17 protein-coding genes are annotated in these 20,105 nt (G+C 63.3%); 7 read left to right on the plus strand and 10 right to left on the minus strand.

The window, feature by feature from the left end; translation table 11 throughout:
- Nucleotides 1–86: 86 nt before the first annotated feature.
- On the minus strand, nucleotides 87–938 hold the full coding sequence (locus VM94_RS17925; RefSeq protein WP_046684730.1) for an SDR family oxidoreductase: 852 nt from the start codon (nucleotides 936–938) through the stop codon (nucleotides 87–89).
- A gap of 116 nt (nucleotides 939–1,054) precedes the next feature.
- On the opposite strand from VM94_RS17925, the gene VM94_RS17930 reads away from it, so the two are divergent.
- From VM94_RS17930 to phaP, 4 genes are all read left to right on the plus strand, one after another.
- On the plus strand, nucleotides 1,055–1,483 hold the full coding sequence (locus VM94_RS17930) for a winged helix-turn-helix transcriptional regulator (protein ID WP_046684731.1): 429 nt from the start codon (nucleotides 1,055–1,057) through the stop codon (nucleotides 1,481–1,483).
- Nucleotides 1,484–1,585: 102 nt separating this feature from the next.
- Complete coding sequence (locus VM94_RS17935) at nucleotides 1,586–3,826, plus strand: ATP-binding protein (protein WP_046684732.1); 2,241 nt, start codon at nucleotides 1,586–1,588, stop codon at nucleotides 3,824–3,826.
- 47 nt (nucleotides 3,827–3,873) lie between these two features.
- The gene (locus tag VM94_RS17940) at nucleotides 3,874–4,068 is read left to right on the plus strand and encodes a hypothetical protein (RefSeq protein ID WP_034755105.1); all 195 of its coding nucleotides are present in this window, start codon (nucleotides 3,874–3,876) and stop codon (nucleotides 4,066–4,068) included.
- A 107-nt stretch (nucleotides 4,069–4,175) separates the two neighbouring features.
- Nucleotides 4,176–4,787: a TIGR01841 family phasin gene (gene phaP, locus VM94_RS17945; protein ID WP_046684733.1), complete on the plus strand. Its 612-nt coding sequence runs from the start codon at nucleotides 4,176–4,178 to the stop codon at nucleotides 4,785–4,787.
- A gap of 116 nt (nucleotides 4,788–4,903) precedes the next feature.
- On the opposite strand, the gene VM94_RS17950 is transcribed toward phaP, so the two are convergent.
- Nucleotides 4,904–6,133 carry an MFS transporter gene (locus VM94_RS17950; protein WP_046684734.1) on the minus strand — a complete coding sequence of 410 codons (1,230 nt, stop codon included), beginning with the start codon at nucleotides 6,131–6,133 and terminating at the stop codon, nucleotides 4,904–4,906.
- Between the two features lie 156 nt (nucleotides 6,134–6,289).
- On the opposite strand from VM94_RS17950, the gene VM94_RS17955 reads away from it, so the two are divergent.
- From VM94_RS17955 to VM94_RS17965, 3 genes are all read left to right on the plus strand, one after another.
- The gene (locus VM94_RS17955; RefSeq protein ID WP_046684735.1) at nucleotides 6,290–6,994 is read left to right on the plus strand and encodes an SMI1/KNR4 family protein; all 705 of its coding nucleotides are present in this window, start codon (nucleotides 6,290–6,292) and stop codon (nucleotides 6,992–6,994) included.
- Nucleotides 6,995–7,079: 85 nt separating this feature from the next.
- Nucleotides 7,080–8,732 carry a VRR-NUC domain-containing protein gene (locus tag VM94_RS17960; protein ID WP_046684736.1) on the plus strand — a complete coding sequence of 551 codons (1,653 nt, stop codon included), beginning with the start codon at nucleotides 7,080–7,082 and terminating at the stop codon, nucleotides 8,730–8,732.
- Nucleotides 8,729–10,996: an ATP-dependent DNA helicase gene (locus VM94_RS17965; protein ID WP_046684737.1), complete on the plus strand. Its 2,268-nt coding sequence runs from the start codon at nucleotides 8,729–8,731 to the stop codon at nucleotides 10,994–10,996. Before VM94_RS17960 ends, VM94_RS17965 begins: the two co-directional genes overlap by 4 nt.
- A 142-nt stretch (nucleotides 10,997–11,138) precedes the next feature.
- Here the strand turns inward: VM94_RS17965 and VM94_RS17970 are convergent, their stop codons facing one another.
- The 8 genes from VM94_RS17970 to phoR form a co-directional block, all read right to left on the minus strand.
- Complete coding sequence (locus tag VM94_RS17970; protein ID WP_046684738.1) at nucleotides 11,139–11,867, minus strand: LytR/AlgR family response regulator transcription factor; 729 nt, start codon at nucleotides 11,865–11,867, stop codon at nucleotides 11,139–11,141.
- 11 nt (nucleotides 11,868–11,878) lie between these two features.
- Nucleotides 11,879–12,955: a sensor histidine kinase gene (locus tag VM94_RS17975; RefSeq protein WP_046684739.1), complete on the minus strand. Its 1,077-nt coding sequence runs from the start codon at nucleotides 12,953–12,955 to the stop codon at nucleotides 11,879–11,881.
- A gap of 6 nt (nucleotides 12,956–12,961) precedes the next feature.
- Nucleotides 12,962–13,777: a LiaI-LiaF-like domain-containing protein gene (locus tag VM94_RS17980; protein ID WP_046684740.1), complete on the minus strand. Its 816-nt coding sequence runs from the start codon at nucleotides 13,775–13,777 to the stop codon at nucleotides 12,962–12,964.
- Entirely contained in the window at nucleotides 13,767–14,150 is a 384-nt protein-coding gene (locus VM94_RS17985; RefSeq protein ID WP_034755139.1) for a LiaF transmembrane domain-containing protein, read from the minus strand. The genes VM94_RS17980 and VM94_RS17985 overlap by 11 nt, the downstream gene beginning before the upstream one ends.
- Nucleotides 14,151–14,532: 382 nt before the next feature.
- Nucleotides 14,533–15,447, minus strand: a complete 915-nt coding sequence (locus VM94_RS17990; protein ID WP_046684741.1) for an NAD-dependent epimerase/dehydratase family protein — start codon at nucleotides 15,445–15,447, stop codon at nucleotides 14,533–14,535.
- A gap of 93 nt (nucleotides 15,448–15,540) precedes the next feature.
- Nucleotides 15,541–17,487: a UvrD-helicase domain-containing protein gene (locus VM94_RS17995; protein WP_046684742.1), complete on the minus strand. Its 1,947-nt coding sequence runs from the start codon at nucleotides 17,485–17,487 to the stop codon at nucleotides 15,541–15,543.
- Nucleotides 17,488–17,511: 24 nt separating this feature from the next.
- The gene (gene senA / locus VM94_RS18000) at nucleotides 17,512–18,708 is read right to left on the minus strand and encodes a selenoneine synthase SenA (RefSeq protein ID WP_235432948.1); all 1,197 of its coding nucleotides are present in this window, start codon (nucleotides 18,706–18,708) and stop codon (nucleotides 17,512–17,514) included.
- A gap of 77 nt (nucleotides 18,709–18,785) precedes the next feature.
- Nucleotides 18,786–20,102 (minus strand): phosphate regulon sensor histidine kinase PhoR, encoded by a 1,317-nt coding sequence (gene phoR, locus VM94_RS18005; protein WP_034755076.1) that lies wholly within the window; start codon nucleotides 20,100–20,102, stop codon nucleotides 18,786–18,788.
- Nucleotides 20,103–20,105: the final 3 nt, after the last annotated feature.

Here is a 20,105-nt window from a genome sequence, read left to right on the forward strand (position 1 = left end):
TCGGGCGTTTAGATAGCAATAAATACTGTCAACCTATTTTAGGACTGGACACCGGATGCCGTGCTGCCACGGCATCCTCCCTCCCCTTACTTCGCCAGCGCCGCCTTGACGGCGTCAAGCAGGCTCGTCGTCGGACGGCCGATCAACGCGCTCAATTGCTTGCCATGGTCCTCCAGGCCGCCCTTGGCCACACCCGCATCGGAGTCGGCCAGCAGCTCGGCAAAGCCTTCCGGCACGCCCACGCTCACCAGCGCCGCCTTGAAGTCCGCCTGCGGCAAATCCTTGTACACAATCGTCTTGCCCGACTGGCGCGCCACTTCGGCCGCATATTCCGCCAAGGTAAAGCCCTGGTCGCCAGCCAGTTCATAGATGGCTTGCGGTTTATCCGCCGTCAGCACGGCAGCGGCGGCGGCGGCATAATCAGCGCGCGCGGCCGACGAGAAGCGGCCGTTTTGCGCCGCGCCCAGCACGACGCCATGCTCGAGCACGGGCGCCAGGTGTTCCGTGTGGTTTTCCAGGTACCAGCCGTTGCGCAGGAAACTGTACGGCAGGCCGGAGGCGCGGATAGCCGCTTCCGTGATCACGTGCTCGGCGGCCAGGCCCAGCGGCGACGTGTCGGCGCGCAAGACGCTGGTATAGGCCAGCAGGGCTACGCCGGCGCGCTTGGCCGCATCGATGACGTTCTGGTGCTGCTGGGCGCGCTGGCCCACTTCGCTCGACGAAATCAGCAGGATTTTCGTTGCACCCTTGAACGCCGCATCGAGGCTGGCGCCATCGTTGTAATCGGCCTGGCGCACTTGCACGCCCTGGGCGGCCAGGTCGGCGGCCTTGGCCGGGTTGCGCACGGCGGCAATGATGTTGGCTGCGGGAACGGATTTGAGCAGGCTGGCGATGACGTGCTGGCCCAGATTGCCTGTGGCGCCGGTGATGACGATCATGATTTCTCCTTGGTACGTGGGTGGTAAAACCCTATAATAGGACTATTACTTACTTATTGTAAGTACGTACCTTTTGGTAAGTATGAATGAAATTTCAATTTATAGGGCCAACTATCATGTCCACAGACACTCCCGGCGCTAGCCTGCGCGCCGCCCTCGCCCGGCAAACCCAGGACGCACATCTGATGGCGGCCGCCTGCCCCTCGCGCGCCGTGCTCAGCCACCTGACCAGCCGCTGGGCCGTGCTGGTGCTGGTACTGCTGCTGAGCGGCACGCGGCGCTTCAGCGAACTGCGCCGTGAAGTGGGCGGCGTCAGCGAAAAAATGCTGGCGCAAACCCTGGAAGCGCTGGCGGGCGACGGCTTCGTGCTGCGCCAGGCGTATCTGGTGATACCGCCCAAGGTGGAATACAGCCTCACGCCGCTGGGACGCGAAGCGGCAGAACGCCTGGCCGTGCTGGTCGACTGGATCGAGGATAACTACCCACGCATCGAGCAGGCGCGCGCCGATCTGGCCACGGCGCCCGCGGCGCAAAACGCCGCGTGAACGAGACCCATCCGCATTGCTTTTAGTCATCAAGAATTATCGTTTACTCCTACTTGCCTTGATGTAATACTAGGCCCATGAACCGCGTAAGGGCGCGACACCATGAATCAGTTGATTTCTTCCATCACCGACCGGGCCAATGTGCTGCTGGTCAGCAATTCGCCGAACGAAGTGCGCGAACTGCTGTATGTGCTGGACCGGCATAACCTGGGCACGGGACTGGCGGGCGATATCGACGAAGGCGTGGAACTGGCGGCCGGCGGCACGGACCTGATCCTGCTCGACGCAGCCCTGGCGGGCTCGAATATCGGCGCCACCTGCATGCGCTTGCGCAATGCGGGCGGACGCCACAGCGTGCCCCTGCTGCTGATGTCGGCCACGCCCAGCGCCGAGGAACAGGGCCGCAGCGTGGGCGCCGGCGCCTCCGACTACATCAAGATGCCCTTCAATGCGCGCGACGTGGCGGAAAAAATCCTCATGGAACTGGCGCTGCACAAGGCCGAGGCGCCCGCGCCGCGTGCGACCACGCCGCCGCGCCCCCTGCATCCGCAAACGCTGGAAGTCAATTACCACTCGATCCTGGCCGGCTCGCCCGACGCCGTGCTGCTGTTCGATATCGACAACGGCCTGCTGATCGACGCCAACCACCTGGCCGAAGAATTGTTCGGCATGCCGCTGGCCGAGCTGCTGCAAGGCGGCATGGAGCCGCTGTTCCCTCAGCATCAGAGCGATGGACGCGCCTCGCCGCAGCTGCTGGAGGAAAAGATCCGCGATACCTTGCAAGGCAAGATCGTCGTCTTCCGCGCCAGCTGCTGCCACCGCGACAGCCGCCCGATCGCCTGCGAAATCCGGCTGATGCGCCTGTCCGTGCCGGGCCGCCAGCTCGTGCATGCGCGCATCATCGACTTGACCGAACGCAACCTCGCCGAAGCGATGCGCTCGGGCCAGAGCGCCCTGCTGGAAATGGTCGCCAAGGGCGCGCCCCTGATCCCCACCCTGAACCAGTTGCTGCTCTTGATCGAAGGCCAGTCGCGCGGCGTGCTCTGCTCCATCATGCTGCTCGACGATGACGGCATCCACATGCACAGCGCCGCCGGTCCCAGCCTGCCGCCCGACTACATGGCACTGCTCGAAGGCGTGGCCATCGGCCCCGGCGTGGGCTCTTGCGGCACGGCCATGTTCCTGCGCGAACCCGTGGTCGTCAGCGACATCATGTGCGATCCGCTGTGGGCGCCCTACCGCGAGCTGGCCGCGCCGTTCGGCTTGCGCGCCTGCTGGTCGCGCCCCATCTTCGGCCAGGATGGCGCCGTGCTCGGCTCCTTCGCCATGTACTACCGCGATGTGCGCAAGCCCGATGCGCGCGACCTGGAGCTGATCGACACGGCAACCGACCTGGCCGGCATTGCGATTGGCCGCATGCGCCACGAACGCGAACTGCAGCGCCACCGCACCCACCTGGAAGAGCTGGTGGCCGAACGCACGGCGGCCCTGACGCAGGCCAAGGAACACTCGGAACAGACGAACCGCGAGTTGGCCGCCGCGCTGGAAAACCTGTCCATCACGCAGGAGGAACTGGTGCGCCGCGACAAGCTGGCCGCGCTCGGCGCGCTGGTGGCCGGCATCGCGCATGAACTCAATACGCCGATCGGCAACGGCCTGGTGGTGGCCACCACGATGGCCGAGCGCACGCGCGAAATCCAGGCCAGCTTCCTCGACGGCTTGCGCCGCTCCGAACTGGGCGCCTACCTGACCCAGGCCAGCGAAGCGGACGCCATCATGCTGCGCAACCTGCAGCGCGCGGCCGACCTCGTCTCGAGCTTCAAGCAGATCGCCGTCGACCGCGCCAGCTCGCAGCGCCGCCACTTCCTGCTGCGCCAGTTCGTGGCCGAGCTGATGCTGCCCCTGTCCACGCAGCTCAAGGCCGCCGGTCTGACGCTGACGCAGGACGTGCCGGAGGACCTGGCCATGGACAGCTATCCCGGTCCGCTGGGCCAGGTGCTGAGCAACCTGCTGGAAAACTGCCTGCGCCACGCATTCGAGGGCCGCAGCGGCGGCGCCATTAACGTCAGGGCGCGCGGCAGCGACGACGGGCAAACGATTACGCTGTCCATCGCCGACACGGGCGTGGGCATCGCCGCCGACGACCTCGTGCACGTCTACGACCCCTTCTTCACGACCAAGCTCGGTTCCGGCGGCTCGGGCCTGGGCCTGCATGTGGCGCACAACATCGTCACGGGCGTGCTGGGCGGCCATATCGACGCCACCAGCCGCACCGGCAACGCCAGCGGCACCACCTTTACCCTGCAGCTGCCCGCCACGGCGCCGCAATCGCCCGCGCCCTGAACGGCAAGCGCGCTACAATGCCCGTAAGCAATTCTTTCGGAGCACCCATGAAATACCTGATCGCCACGGCCCTGCTGGCAGTTTGCGCCTGCGCAATGGCCGGACCTGCCCCCTGGTACAAGTGGCGCAGCAAGATCGACGGCACCCTGTCGTGCGCCCAGTCCACCCTGGGATTTGGCTGGGAACTGGCCTCGGGACCGTACAAAGATAGCCGTTGCGAAAAACCGGCGCTTGTTAAATAATGGGGCCATGACCACACGGGGCACCGGCTTGAAAGCAAGCGATGGCATTGCGGCGTCGAAAGAGTATGGAACGATAAGAACGTATCTATTCAAACCGAGGAGACCACATGTTTACGAATCCCGAACAATTCGCATCGGCCACCAAGGCCCTGTTTGAATTCCAGCTGATGACCTTCAACACCCTCACCTCGAAGGCCGTGCAAGGCGTGGAACAGGTGCTGGCATTGAATATGGCCACCGCCAAGTCCGGCATCGAGGATGGCCTTGCCGCCGGCAAGGAAATCAGCCAGGCCAAGGATCCGAAGGCCGCCATGGCCGCCGCCGCCGCCCAGCTGCAACCGGGCGTGGCCGGCGCCAAAGCGTATAAACAGCAACTCGACGACATCATCAAGGAAATCCACACGGAATTCACCACGGCCGCCGAAGCCCACGTGGCCGAAGCGAAAAGCAATCTGAGCGCGCTGATCTACGACGTCACGAAAAACGTGCCTCCAGGCTCGGAAAACGCCGTCGCCATCGTCAAGGCCGCCATCGACAACGCCTTCCTCGGCTACGAGCAAGTGACCAAGGCCACGAAACAGGCCGTGAAGACTGTCGAAGAGCAGATCGCCAAGGCCAGCGCGCAAGTAGCGCAAGCGACGGAAAAAGCCACGAGCGGCGCCACTGCCGCGGCTGAAAAAGCGGCGCCGACGGCCAAGCCGAAAGCTGCTAAAAAGTAAGCGATGTAGGTCGGATTACGCGCTTGCGCGCTAATCCGACCTACCCGACCTACAATGAATCCACCGGCAGGCCCCGGTATTCGCCTCCTCCCATACCCCCGAAAGATGGCCCGCTACTAGCTGCAGAAATCCTCGCATGCCTTCGCCTCGACGGCGCCTTCCAGCTGGCGGCGCCAGGCCGCCATGCGCCACGCGGCCCAGGCGGCGGACAAGGCGCCCGCGACGAGGATCAGCCGCGTATCGATCAGGGTCAGCACCGAACCGCTGAGGGCGACGACGATATTGGCGATGCAAAAGGTGGTGGCCAGCAAACCCATCACGGCACCCTGTCCGTGCGCGCTGAAGCGCTCGGCGCACCAGCCCTGTATCACCGTGTTGTACAGGGCATTCGGAATGCCGAACAGCACGATGGCGGCGATGCCCACCCAGATATTACCCAGCGCCAATATCCCTACGGCCAGCGCCACGCCGCACGCATACCAGCAGGCCCGCAGCAGCGGCGCATGGCGGCTGGGACCGCCCGCCAGCAAGGACGTGATGGTCATCGTGCCGCACAGGCCCACATTCACCCAGGCAATCTCCTGTGCATGGTAATTGGCCGTCTCGACCAGCCACAGCGGATAGAACTCGTAAAAGCTGGCCACGCCGCACGTAAATGCCAATTGCACGATGAACAGGGTGCGCAGCTCCTCATGGCGCAGCAGATTCAGCGAATGGCGGTCGCGCGCCACTTGCCACCACGACGTCGTCAAGAGCGAGGGTGTTTCGCGCGGCAAGCCCACGGCCACCAGCACGGCGACCAGCATCAGGGCGGCGGCGGCAATCCAGAACGGCACCGTCACGCCCCAGTGCAGGGTCGCGCCCGCCAGGATCGGACCCACCAGCCAGCCCAGGTAAAACGCGCCATTCAGCCATGACATGGCGCGCAGGCGCAGCGGCCCCGTCAACTGGTCGGCCAGCATGGCGCGCGCCACGGCGCCGTTCCCTTCCAGCAAACCCGTAATGAAACGGGCGACGATGAATAGCGGGTAGGATTGGATCACCAGCGCCCAGGCCGTGATGGCGTGGCCGATGGCGGCGCCCACGGCCGTGCGCATCAGCAAGGGACGGCGGCCATAGCGGTCCGACAAGGGACCCAGCAAGGCCGAGCCGATCAGCAAGCCCAGCGGGTTGATGGTCAGCGCCAGGCCGAACAGCAATTTGGACGGCAAGCCCAGGAAATTGTTGAACGCATTCGGCGCCTCGGCCGCGAACAGGGGCGGCAGGATCGGGTATGGCAACGAGGCGCCGATGGTCGACAGCAGCGCCAGCAGGCAGGCGGCGGAAATCAGGATGATGTTTTTCATGCGGGTTCGGCGGATGTTAGTCTGGCAAGCATACGTGACCATGCCACACAAGCAAACTTAAATGTTTATTAATGATGTCCATCGTTGCTGCCGTGAAGCGTGCGAGCCACGGCCTCGGCTATCATGCCCACACGAATCACGTTGAACGGGGCAAACATGACACTGTCAGAAATTGAACAGCAGCACGGCTTCACCTATCCCGCATTGTATCGGCAGCTGGAGCGCGACGGCATGCTGGCCGTGGGCGAATACGGCCCCGACTGGTACAAGCTGGTCTATCCCACCTTGACGGAGCGGCCCACCCTGCTGCTGCATGCGGACGATTTCGAATTGCTCAACATCGAGGCCGTCGCCGCGGAAGCGGAAACCTTGCTGGATACGGACGATTACCGGCAGATCGATCCCGCCTTCCAGTTCATCCCGTTTGCGCAAACGGGCGCGGGCGACCACTACTGCTTTTTCGCCTCAGGCCAGCAGGACGGCGAGATGCCCGTCGTGCTGCTGTGGCATGACGAGAATGAAGCCCAGCACCTGGCGAAAAACCTGCAAGATTTCATGGTTCACATGCTGTTGAACAGCATGGCCGACCAGGATACGTACAACGACGTCAGCGACGAGGCATTCAAGGAGCAACTGACAAAAACCCTGGGGACGCATGCGCGCTACCTGACGGCGCGGCAAGCCGACGTGCTGCAGGCCTTGCTGGCAAGAGACATCATCGATTACGACGTGGCGCTGCCGAAGGGGCGCAAAGAGGCGCACCGGGGCTTGCTGACCGATATGGAACTGGCCAGCCTGCGCGCGAAACTGATTCCCTACGAAAAGTTCGACAGCAGTTTTGCCTACAGCACGGCTGACTGAACATAAAATCGCTGGGCAAGCGGCGGCTGAAGGTTTAAACTGTATATAAACACAGTAAAAACCATCACCTTGCCCTATTGCCCCCATGTTGAGAGTCCTGGAAAATCCCCTGTACTATCTGGATAATTTCCAGGACGTGCTGAACTGGATCAGCGCGCGTTACGCCGATCTGCTGAGCCCTGAAGAAACGCAGTTCATCGCCGCATTCGGCGCGCTGCCGCAGTCGTCGCGCGCCCTGTTCGTGCGCCTCGTCATGCGCAAGGGTTGCCTGTTTCGTGCCAGCAAGCTCAATTACCCGGAAATCGGCGACACGCGCGCGGCTGCCCTGCCCTTGCTGGCCCTGGAATGGGTCGAAGCCGATCCCGTCATCGCGCTCGAGGAGCTGTTCGACTTGCTGCTGAAGGCGGAAATCGTCCAGGCCTTCGACCTCGCCGCCCCGCTGAAAGCGACGCGCAAGGCCGAGCAGCTGGACGCCTTGCGCGAGCAGCACGGGGAAAACAAACCATTCTCAGCATGGCATCCGGCCTCCGGCGACGTACTGTACCGCATCGGTCTGCAAGCGCTGTGCGACCGCCTGCGCCTCATTTACTTCGGCAATTATCACCAGGACTGGTCGGAATTCGTGCTGTCCGACCTCGGTGTGTACCAGTATGAAAAAGTGGAATTCTCGCCGCAGTCGCGCGGATTTCGCACGCGCCAGGATATCGAGCACTATGAAGTGCTGCACCAGTGCCGCGAGCGCTACAACGACAGCGCGCCGGCGGACGAGGTGCTGCAGGAACTGGCTGCGCTGCCATTACCAGAGGACAATACCTGGCTGGCCAGCCGGCGCGACAAGCTGCGCTTCCAGATCGCTCAGCACCTGGAAAAATGCCAGGACTGGCCAGCCGCCTACCGCGCCTACGCCGATTGCCGCTATCCGGGCGCGCGTGGCCGCGCCATCCGCGTGCTGGAAAAAGATGAGCAGCCGCAAGCTGCCTACGAGCGCCTGCTGATCGCCCTGGCCGCGCCGGAAAGCGAAGCGGAACAGCAATTGCTGCTGCGCATGGCGCCCCGTTTGCGGCGCAAGCTGGGCCATGCGAAGCAGGCGGCCAATGCGACGGCCGCCGTGGAACGCATCGACCTGCTGCTGCCCTACCCGGAACAGGCATGCTACGTGGAAGGGGTGGTGCAGCAACACCTGATGCAGGACGATGCGCCCGTGTATTACGTGGAAAACACCCTGATCAACTCGCTGTTCGGCCTGCTGTGCTGGCCCGCCATCTTCAAGCCCATGCCGGGCGCCTTCTTCCACCCGTTTCACAGGGGGCCCGCCGACTTGCACAGCGCCGATTTTTACCAGCGCCGCAGCAACGATTTTGCCGCCTGCCTGGCGCAGCTGGACGATGGCAGTTACCACGCGGCCATCCGCGCCACGCTTGCCGCCAAGCACGGCATCGTCTCGCCCTTCGTCAGCTGGGACGTGCTGGACGATGGCTTGCTGGACCTGGCGCTGGACTGCATCCCGGCCTTCCACCTGAAGAAGGCGTTCGAGCGCATCTTGCTCGACATTAAAAGCAACCGCAGCGGTTTCCCCGACCTGATCCAGTTCTGGCCGACCGAACAGCGCTACCGCATGATCGAAGTCAAGGGTCCCGGCGACCGCCTGCAAGACAACCAGCTGCGCTGGATCGCGTATTGCGCCCAGCACGCCATGCCCGTCAGCGTGTGCTACCTGCAGTGGCAGGCGGCCACATGAGCCGCAACACTTACACCATCGCCGTGCGCGCCCTGTGCGAATTCACGGCCAAGGTGGGCGACCTGGACTTGCGTTTCACGCCCTCGCCCACGGCGCAGGAAGGCATGGCCGGCCACGCCACCGTGACGAGCCGGCGCGACGATGACTACCAGCGCGAAATCAGCTTGTATGGCGACTTCGGTCCCCTGCACGTGCGGGGCCGTGCCGATGGCTACGACCCTGCCCGGCGCCAGCTGGAAGAAATCAAGACTTACCGGGGTGAACTGGACGCCATGCCTGCCAACCACCGCCAGCTGCACTGGGCGCAGGCGCGCATCTACGGCCACTTGCTGTGCCAGCAGCTGAACTTGCCCATGCTGCGCGTGGCGCTCGTGTATTTCGATATCGTGAGCCAGAAGGAAACGGTCATGCACGAGGAGTGCACGGCCGAGGCGCTGCGCACCTTCTTCGAACAGCATTGCACGCTGTTTCTCGACTGGGCCGAGCAGGAAATGGCGCACCGCGCCAGCCGCGATGCGCAGCTCACGGCCATGGCCTTTCCCCATGCGGACTTCCGCCCGGGCCAGCGCCAGCTGGCAGAAGCCATGTACAAAGCCAGCAGCCGCGGCTGCGGTTTGCTGGCGCAGGCGCCGACCGGTATCGGCAAGACGGTGGGCAGCCTGTTCCCCATGTTGAAAGCAACGGCCGCGCATGGCCTCGATAAACTGTTTTTCCTCGCCGCCAAGGTGCCAGGCCGCCAAATGGCGCTCGACGCCTGCGCCATCCTCAAGGATAGCGCCCCGCTGCTGCCCTTGCGCGTGCTGGAACTGAGCGCCAAGAGCAGCGCCTGCGAGCATCCTGACAAAGCATGTCACGGTGAATCATGTCCGCTGGCCATGGGCTTCTACGACCGTTTGCCGCTGGCGCGCGAGGTGGCGCTGGCCAGCGGTTTGATCCTCGACAAGGAGGCCGTGCGCGCCATCGCCTTGCAACAGGGTATTTGCCCGTACTACCTGGGCATGGAGCTGGCGCGCTGGAGCGACGTCGTCATCGGCGACTACAATTATTACTTCGACCTCAGCGCCATGCTGTACGGCATGACATTGGCGCATGACTGGAAAGTCAATGTGCTGGTCGACGAAGCGCACAATATGGTGTCGCGCGCGCGCAGCATGTATTCGGCAGAACTGGCGCAGATCGACCTCAAGATGCTGCGCAAGTTCGCACCCGATGCCCTGAAAAAACCGCTCGACCGCCTCTCGCGCCAGTGGACGGCTTTGCTGAAAGAACAGGATGGCGATTACCACGTGCATCCAGCCCTGCCCGAAAAATTCTTTGGCGCCCTGCAAGGCGTGGCGACGGCCATCGGCGACTACATGGCCGAACACGCCACGGCCCTGGACGAAGACTTGCAGCGCTTTTATTTCGACGTGCTGCTGATCAACCGCCTGGCGGAAAGTTTCGGCGAGCATTCGCTGTTCGACGTCAGCAAAACAGACACTGGCTCCACCGTCTGCATCCGCAACATCGTCCCGGCCCCATTCCTCAAGGAACGCTTCGCGGCCAGTCACAGCACAGCCCTGTTTTCCGCCACCCTGAGTCCGTGGAATTACTACAGCGACACCCTCGGCATGCCGGCCGACACGGCCTGGGTCGACGTGGAGTCCCCATTCCAGGCGGAACAATTGTCCGTGCGCGTAGCCGACACCATTTCCACGCGCTACCAGCACCGCGCCGCCTCGCTGCTGCCCATCGCCCAGCTGATGGCGAAGCAATACGCAGAAACGCCGGGCAACTACCTGGCCTTCTTCAGCAGCTTCGATTACATGGAAAAGACGGCCACCCTGTTTGCCCAGCACTACCCCGACGTTCCCATCTGGCAGCAGCCGCGCCGCATGGACGATACTGCCCGCGCGCAATTTCTGGGCCGCTTCGGCCTGGACACGCGCGGCATCGGCTTTGCCGTGCTCGGCGGCGCGTTTGGCGAAGGCATCGACTTGCCCGGCGCGCGCCTGATCGGCGCCTTCATCGCCACCCTCGGTTTGCCGCAGATCAATCCCGTCAACGAGCAAATCCGCCAGCGCATGGGCGACATCTTCGGCGCCGGCTACGACTACACCTATTTATATCCGGGCATGCAAAAAGTGGTGCAGGCGGCCGGCCGCGTCATCCGCACGCAGTCGGACAAGGGTGTCGTGTATCTGATCGACGACCGTTTTTCGCGCCCGGAAATACGGCAGCTGCTACCCACGTGGTGGGATGTGCAGCTAAGTAGGTCGCAATAAATTATTGTGATTTCTGACTTCCATAACCGGCGCTCTGCGGTGTTGCCCGCTGCTAGCAGTGCTCGCACTGCGTCGCAGCGGGCGCCTTGCAGAGCATCCGGTTCTGTTCGTCATAACGTCACAATAATTTCCCACGACCTACTTAGCCAACCAGTAACTTCAGCTTCTGATAGCCCGCCTTGCTCACGGGTATCCTCGTATCGTCGCGCAGGATGGCCACGTGGCTGTCTTTCGTGGCCGCCTCGATGCGGCGGATGCCGTCGATATTGAGCAGATACGACCGGTGCACGCGCAGGAACTTGGCGGGATCGAGCTGGGTCTCCAGCTCCGACAGTCGCTGGCTTTTCAGGTAGGACTTGCCTTCGGAACGGATGCTGATGTAATCATCCTGCGCCTCGATGTAATCGATGCGCGCGCTGGCGATGACGTGAACCTTGGCGCCATCGCGAATCAGCACGCGGTCCAAAGGCGCGGCGCGCGTGGCCGCTTCGCGCGCCAGCGTTTGCACAGTCTCGGGTGTGCTGCGGTGGGCGCGCGCATGCGCCAGCGCCTGGTCGAAACGCTGTTCGCTGAACGGTTTGAGCAGATAATCGAGGGCATGGCATTCGAACGCTTTCAAGGCGTACTGGTCGTAGGCCGTGACAAAGATCAAACGCGTCTTCCCGCCGATCAGCTCGGCCACTTCAAAACCGTCCAGGCGCGGCATCTGAATGTCGAGAAACACCAGTTCCGGCCCCAGTTCCGCGATGGCCTTGACGGCGTCAAAGCCGTTGGCGCACTCGGCGACGATCTCGATATCGTCGTGGCGCGCCAGGTATTCGCGCAACACGCTGCGCGCCAGCAATTCGTCATCGACGATGGCCACCCGCATTCTTGCCTGCATCATGCTTCCTCCGTGTCGCCGGTCTGTGCCGGCATCGATAGCGTTACTTCAAACATCGCGCCGCGCCGCGCCCAGTGCACGCCCGCTTCGTGGCCATACGCGCCGGCCAGGCGCTGGCGCACATTTTCCAGGCCCACGCCATTGCCGCGCGCCGGCCCCTGATCCGTATCGACGGGGTTGCGCACGGCGATCTGCAGCAGGCTGCCCGCGCGCCGCACCTCGATGGCGATCAGGCCGCCCTCCGTCAAGCCGCAGATACCATGCTTGACGGCATTTTCCACCAGCGGCTGTATCAGCATGGGCGGCAACAGGCACGCCAGCGCGGTCACGTCGACACTTTCCGCCACTTGCAGGCGCGCGCCGAAACGCACCTGTTCGATGGCGAGAAAGTGGCGGATCAGCACGAGTTCCTCTTGCACCGCGATGTGCTTGTGCGCTTCCAGGCTCAGGCTCTGGCGAAAGAAATTGGCCAACTGCACGGTCATCTGGCGCGCGCCCGCCGCATCGATAGACGTCAGGGCGCTGATGGAGTTCAGGCTGTTGAACAGAAAATGGGGATCGATCTGCGTGCGCAGCATGCGCAGTTGCGCTTCCTGCGCCATCAGCTGGGCTTCCAGGCCCCGCTGCTCGGCCATCCTGGCGCGCACGAATTCCAGCAGCAGATAATGCACGGCGGCGGCCAGGCAATACAGCAGCGCGCCCAGGCCGAAGAACAGGGCCAGCAGCGATGGCGTCAAGTTCACGCCCAGCCAGTGCTGCTCCATCAACAGGCTGACGCTGTTCAAAAATTGCAGCAGGGTCGCCCACAGCAAGCCCGCGAACAGGGCCGCCACGCCCATTACGCCGGCGATGGCGAGCGGATGGCGGGCGTGCAAGGGATAGGCACGGCACAGGTAAAACGCGGAAAACCCCGAACCGATCGCATACACGAGCGTGGCGGGCGCCACCAGCAGGACGGCATTGAGCCAGGGCGCGTGCGCCACCCTGGCCAGGATGGAAGCCAGGGCCAGGCCCAGCGCGATGCAGACCAGGAACACCACGACGGCGCCGCGCCGCTTCGACAAAGGTCCGGACATGCGCGCCTAGTTGCGGATTTCCAGGCCGCCCATGATGGCGTATCCCGTCACGTACAGGCGCTTGTTCTGGTTCGGCGGCACGATGGTCTTTTCTTCGAAACCGCCAAGGATCGGCGTGCCCTGCAGGACCACGCTCCAGTCGGGCGGGATCTTGATGGTGACGCCGCCGCACAGGGCAAATACGTTGAGCACGGCTTCGCCTTCGATCGATGCCTGGCGCAGGTCGATTTCGCAGCCGGCCATGATGACGTTGATATCGCCGCCCCTGAAGCGCTGCGACGACACGCGCCGCACATAGCCGCCGAGGATGGCCGTCACTTCGATGATGCTGTCGTCGTCCGCCTGGGCGTCGGCGCCGGGCGCCGCAGTGGCACCGGCGACTTCCTTGTCGAGCGATACGGCGCCATTCCTGGCCTGGCCGAATGCATCAGGCGCGGCGCTGCCATCGGGTGGCGCGGCAAAGTGCCTGCGGCGCTGCCGCTGCCGCCCGCCAGGCAGGGATTTCGACACGACGGCCACGCCGGCGGCAATGATGAGCAGCGGCCACAGCATGCTCCAGTTGATATAGAACAAGCCCATGGCTTTCAAGGTCCAGCTCAGGCCCAGCAAGACCATCACGCCGCCGAGGATGTAGCCGGAGCGGGAATGGCTTTGCGATATTTTCAGCAAGCCGAAAATAATGAGGATGGTGGGCCAGAAGCGGAAGGTATAGCGCACATTGATGAAACCGAGGTTATCGAGCAGGAACAGCAGCCCCAGGCCGATGACGATGACGCCCAGCACGATCTGCGATGGCGAGTGCAGCGGCGGTCTATTTTTCATGCTCGGACTCCCGGTAGGCAATAAAATGTTTGTTCAACAGCGGTTCGAGCACGAGGCCCACGCCCCAGGCGATCAGCAAGGCGGGCCAGCTATTGTAGAAATTCAAGTTCCACAGTTCTTCATACGACACATACCACCAGGCTGCGAAGAAGATCAGCCACAGGCCGCTCAGCACCTGCTTGGCGGACACGGGCGTGAGCAGCTTGTTGAGGCCAAAGACGGCCAGTATCACCGGCCAATAATGCCATAGTGCATAGTAATCATGGAGATAGATCACATCGAGCCGGTCCAGCAGGATGATGGCGCCGATGGCGATCAGCAGCACGCCCCACAGCAGCTGGGTACGGCGGTAATACGCTGGTTCAGGTTTCACGGTCACCCCTTGAAGTTGGTTGATCGTAAAGATACGCGGATTTCGGGCACGCGAAAACAGCGCTTCGGCGAATGGCGGACAGGTGGCGGTGAATGGCGCAACGGCAGAAAAAACAGGCAAAAAAAAAGACCGGCTAGGCCGGCCTTGAAGGGGTTCGCAGCACACACCGCGACCTGGAGTTGCAGTGCACAGCCGCAGAGCGCAAACGCGCCGGCGGCGAAAATCTGGTGCCGATCCTTGAGGCGACCGGCTGACCTGCTGGAAGATCGAACATGCCGCCAACTTCACGGCAGTGCGTCTCAACCAAGCAGAGCCATCATACTCCCGATCGCAAAACAGCACCGTTCGCTAGCGCACACTGATGCTGTTTTGCTGAGCTGCATCAACCGGCGACGGCGTGCGGCGGCTTAAGCATGTCCTTCTCGATCCATGCCAGCACGGACGGCCCCTGCGGCTGCCAGCCCAGCAGCTTGCGTGCCCGCTCGCCGCGCACGCGGCTGTTGGAACCGAGGCCGTAGGAAGCCATCTCGTAGCCCCATTCGGCAATGGCCTCGGGCAACGGCCAGTCCTGCGCGGGACCCAAGTCCAGTGCGGTGGCGATGGCGGCCGTCATGTCGCGGAAAGCCGCTTCGCCCGATTCGACGAAGTAAAACGTGCCGGCGGGCGACTTTTCCAGCGCCAGCAAATACAGGCTGACGACGTCGTCGATGTGCACGTTGGACCAGATATTGCGGCCCGGCCCCACATGGCGCACGATGCCGCTCTTGCGCGCCTGTTTCAACAAGCGGGGCAGCTGCACGCTGTCGCGCGGCAAGGCGCCATGGCCGTAGATCAGGGTGTTGCACAGCACGCTCGCGCGCACGCCCTGGCTTGCGCTGGCCAGTATCAAGTCATCGATGGCGACCCGGGCCGCCTTGTCGGCTGTGGGTGCCGGCAGCTTGTCTTCATAATAGATCTGTTCCGTGCCCTCGCCGCCCGACGCATCGCCCACGATGGACGAGCCGCTCGTGTGCAGGAACACCTTGTTGGTGCCGGCCAGCGCTTCGAGGATCGCTTCGACAGCGCCCCGGTGGTCGCTGCTGGCCGCATTGATGACGGCATCGGCCGCCTTGGCCTGCTCGATGATGAGTTCGCGGTCGTTCAGGGTACCGACGATACCCTCCACCCCAATGCTGGCCAGCTCGGCCACCTGCTCCGGCTTGCGTACGAGACCCGTCACCTGATGGCCGGCGCGCACGAGGCCCGCCGCGATGGAACTGCCGATGAAACCTGCCGCGCCTGTCAAGAAAATCTTCATGCTTTACTCCTGTCTGGTTAGATTGCTGTCAATCACACCAGTCCAGTATGCCCGCTTTCGTCTTTCGCAAAAAGCAGCCGCGCGGCAAAAGATCTATGACTTTGAGGCAACAATCTTTTGTTTTAGCTGCAGGGCGGCGATGTAGCGGCTCCGGTAGGCGGGATCTTCCGGCGTGAGCAAGGTGAGCCTGTCGCGCGCGCGCGTGGCGGCCACGTAGAAACGGTTTTCCTCTTCCAGCGGGTCGGTCTTGCTACGCGGGAATTCGTCGACGGCCAGATAGGGCAAAATGACGTGGTTGTATTCGAGGCCCTTGATCTGGTCGATGCAGGCGATGACCAGCTTGGCCTTGCCGGTCGAGACCGTCACGGCCTCCTCCATCTCGCCCAGCCAGCCGGCAAAGCCGCCCAGCGCCACGCCCGCTTCGCTGCACACGGCGATAAAGCCGTGCAGGGAACGGGCGACGACCCGCGCCTGGGCCGGGTCCACATAGATGCGGCGCGCCGTCTGTTCCAGCTGCATCAGGCCAAAGATGTGCTGCAGCGCCTCGCCCGCCAAGGCGTCGGGGGGCAGCGCACGCAGGTAGTCGACGGCGGCCAGGGTCAGCGCCGCCTTGTCCTGGTTTTGCGACTTGGCCAGCTGGTTCGTCAAGAAGCCTTCCAGCAAGTCGGGATAGTTGGCCACGTCGGCCTTGGCTTGCTGCAATTCCGCGCGTGTAAAGGGGATTTCCGCGAACGCCACCAGGGCTTCGAGGATCTCGCCGCGGCGCGGGCCGCTCTTGATCGCATGCAAATCCTTGCGGGCGATGGCGACCATGCCGCGCAGCATCAGCACTTCCAGGCTCAGCAGATAGCTGTTCATGTCCACCAAGCCATACGCGATGCCGCTCTGGAACAACGCCGTTTCCACGCGGATGGCCTGGTCGCGGTCGCGCAGCAAAATGGCCGTCGTGCCCGCATGCGCATGTTCAAGCGCGGCGATCAGCTGGGCGCTGCATGCCTGCGGCTGCGCATGGTCATACTCGAGCAGCTCGATGTGGGTGGCGCGCGACAGGGCCGACACGCTGGCCTTGTTTTTCAGCACGCCCACGGCCTGCGCCAGCTGCGGGCCGTAGCGGTAGGAAGCCGTCAGCGGCAAGCGCTGCAAGGTGGGGAATTCCTGCTCGAAGCGCTGGCGCAGGAAGCGGTGGTCGGCGCCCGACCACGTGTAAATGACTTGATCCTTGTCGCCGGCGCCGCAGAAAAAGGCGTTGCCGCGGCGTATCAGCATGGTCAGCAGGCGGAACGACGCTTCATTCAAATCGTGCAATTCATCGGCCACGATGATCTGAAAGGCCGGCAATTGCTGGCGCAGCGGCTCGTCGCCGTCGAGCATGCGCACGAGATCGTAGGTGGCGTCGAACGGCGCACGGAACTGGATGTCGCCCGTGTCGGCGCCGCGCAAGCCTTCGTATTCGCGCAGCCACAGATAATGCGTGCGCGACATGCCCAGCAGCTCCAAATTGTCGTCGAGGGAATTGCTTTCGAAATCAGGATTCTGGAAATCCAGGCGCGCCTTGGTGCGCAGCTGCAATTTCAAGAATTCGGCAATCGCCCCGTTCGTCGTGTTGATTTCCAGCGGATAGCGGTGAGCATATTTTTCCGACACGACTTCCAGCGCTTCCCAGGCAATCGGGCGCAGCTCTTCATCGCTGCGCATGGCTGCCACCTGCATGTTTTCCAGCTGCAACAGCACCTTGGCGGCAAAGGCGTCGAAGGTGTCGACCGTCAGGCGCTTGACGACACCGAGCGGCACACCCACTTCCAGCAGGCGCTGGCGCAGGGCCACGCGCGCCGCTTCCGTGAAGACCAGGGCCAGCATGCGTTCGGGCGCGCGGCCCCGGTGCAGCGCTTCGGCCAGGCGCAGGGCCAGGGTCGTCGTCTTGGCCGCGCCGGCATTGGCGTCGATCAAGACCACTTTCTTTTGCGCCGTCTGGATGGCGACCTGCTCCGGCGTGGGCGTGATGCGTTTGGGAATGAACTGCGGGGCGTTATCTGTACTCAAAAAGAATCCTGAAATGGTTACCTGTTACCAGGCGCAAGTGCGAAGGCCGGCAAAGACGTCGCCCCGTTCGGGCGCGTGGAAGACGCGCATGCGGGGCGAATGCAGACGCGGCGGCGTGGCAAAGGCGGCGCCGCGCAGCACCTGGTGCTGCATGAAATACGGCGCCGAATATTCGCGCCAGGCATCGACCGCAAAGCCAGGATACGGTTCGAACGGCGTCGCCGTCCACTCCCACACCTGGCCCCAGTGAAAGCGCGGGTGGCCGGACAGCGCAGCATACTCCCATTCCGCCTCGGTCGCCAGGCGGCGCCCCGCCCAGGCGCAATACGCCTGCGCTTCATACAGGTTGATGTGGCGCACGGCTTCATTCGGCGGCAAGGTCGTGCGCTGGCCGAAGCGCATGGTGCGCCACTGTATTGCTTCGCGCAGCCAGTACAAGGGTGACGAGCGCTCCTGCTGCATCAGCCAGGCGCTGCCGGCCGCGCTCCAGAACTGGCGGTTCTGATAGCCGCCGTCGGCGACAAAATCGGCAAACTGGGCGTTCGATACGGCGCAGGCATCGATGGAAAACGGCGGCACGTAGGAGGCGTGGGGCGGCGATTCATTATCAAAAGCAAATCCGGCCCCGCGCGGCGAGCCCAGTTCGATGGTACCACCTGGAAAAGCGATCTCGCCCGCGCCCGGCGGCAAGGCCGGGCTGGCCGCCAGGGATTCCGGCGCCTCCAGTCCCAGCCATTGCAGGCCGGCCAGCATTTCCTCGCCACACAAGTCTTCATGCGCCAAGGCCAGCCGGTACGGCGCCAGGGCGCTGTCGACATTGGCTTCGCGCGACAGTTTATCCAATACCCGGTCGAGTACTTCGCGGCAATACGTTTTCACCGCGCCCGGGCTGGGCAGTTCCAGCTTCCAGCGCATGCGCTGCTCCACCATATTGGCGTCGAACAAGTCGTCGCCGCGCGTCAGCAGGGAATTATAAATGGCGTCGGCCGGATGGCTGGAAGCGGCTTCGCGCAGGATGAACCACTCGGCAAACCAGGCGATGTGCGCAAGTTGCCACAAGGGAGGATTGAGGCGCGGATGGCGGGGCAGGCCGGCCACCACGTCCAAGCCGGCAGTAACGTAACAGTCGAACAGGGATAAAGTATCGTGGCGCGCAGCCTGCAGCGACTGGGCCAGTTGTTGCGCGCCGGCATGGCGAAAAGAGGCGTTGATTAAAGTCATGGCCTGATTGTAACGACTTATGCCAAGCTTGCACTAGTCGCGCAGGAAACAGGGAAGAAGTCCTCCCCTTCCCCCGCTTACTTGACCAGCAACTCGCCCTGCAGCGGCGTGACGACGGACTTGGGCATGCTGACGATGAAGCTGCTGCCCTTGTCGGCCACGGACTGGATGGCCAACGTCCCGCCATGGCGCAGCAGCACGTGCTTGACGATGGCCAGGCCCAGGCCCGTGCCCTGGGTTTCACGCGAACGGCTCTTGTCGACGCGGTAGAAACGTTCCGTCAGGCGCGAAATATGCTCCTGGCTGATGCCGATGCCCGTATCTTGCGCGATGAATTGCGGTCCGGCCGGGCCATCCTGCCAGCGCAGGGTGATGGTGCCGCCGGCCGGCGTGTAGCGCACGGCGTTCGACGCGAGGTTGCCGAAAGCGCTGTACAGCTCGTCGTAGCTGCCCAGCACGTCGGGGCCGTCGCATTCCATCGTCACTTCATGCTTGCCTGCCGACAAGCCCTTGGCGTCGCGCAAGACTTGCTGCATGAGCTTTTTGATATCCACCGGCTCGGGGCGCAACGGATAATCGACCGATTCCAGGCGCGACAGGGTCAGCATGTCCTCGATCAGATGCTGCATGCGGTGGCCCTGCTCCGTCATCAGCTTGAGGTGGGAGGCGCGCGTGGTGGCGTCCAGGTCCAGCTCTGCGGAAGCGATTTCCAGGAAGCCGACGATGACGGTGAGCGGCGTGCGCAATTCGTGCGACGCGTTGGCGATGAAGTCGCGGCGCATCATTTCGATGCGTTCCGTCTCCGTCACGTCATGCGTGACGAGGATCTGGCGGCGATTCTCGAATGGAATGATCTGCACGATCAGCTTGCGGTTGCGGAAAGTGATCGTCAGCGGCTGGTCATAGCGGCCCAGGATGATGTAATCCATGAACTCGGGGCTGCGGATGAGGTTCGTCACGCGCATGCCCTTGTCGCGCTCGTGCGTGAGGCCCAGATGTTTCTCGGCGGCCGGGTTGCACCATTCAAGGAACAGCACGTCATCCATGATGACGACGCCGTCCGGCAGCAGATGCATGGCCTGGCGGAAACGCGCCAGCCATTCCGTCAGCTCGGCCTGGTTTTTCTCGTCGTCGCGGCGCATGCGGTACAGGCGCGCGAAAATGCTGGTCCAGGCGCCCCAGCCGTCGGGCAGCTTGGCGCTTTGCGGATTGTCCAGCCAGTTACTCAGCTGGAACAGATACGACAGCTGCACGAACACCATCATGGCCATCAGCACGAAGGCGATGCCCAGCGCATACGTGGCGCCAAACAGATACCAGACGACGGCCACGCCCAGCAGCGCCAGCACCATGCGCAAGGCGGCCGGTACCCAGAACAGCAATTTCGGATTCATAGA

Origin of the sequence: Janthinobacterium sp. KBS0711 (assembly GCF_000988085.1) — a bacterium.
In the GTDB taxonomy this organism is placed as follows: domain Bacteria; phylum Pseudomonadota; class Gammaproteobacteria; order Burkholderiales; family Burkholderiaceae_D; genus Janthinobacterium; species Janthinobacterium lividum_E.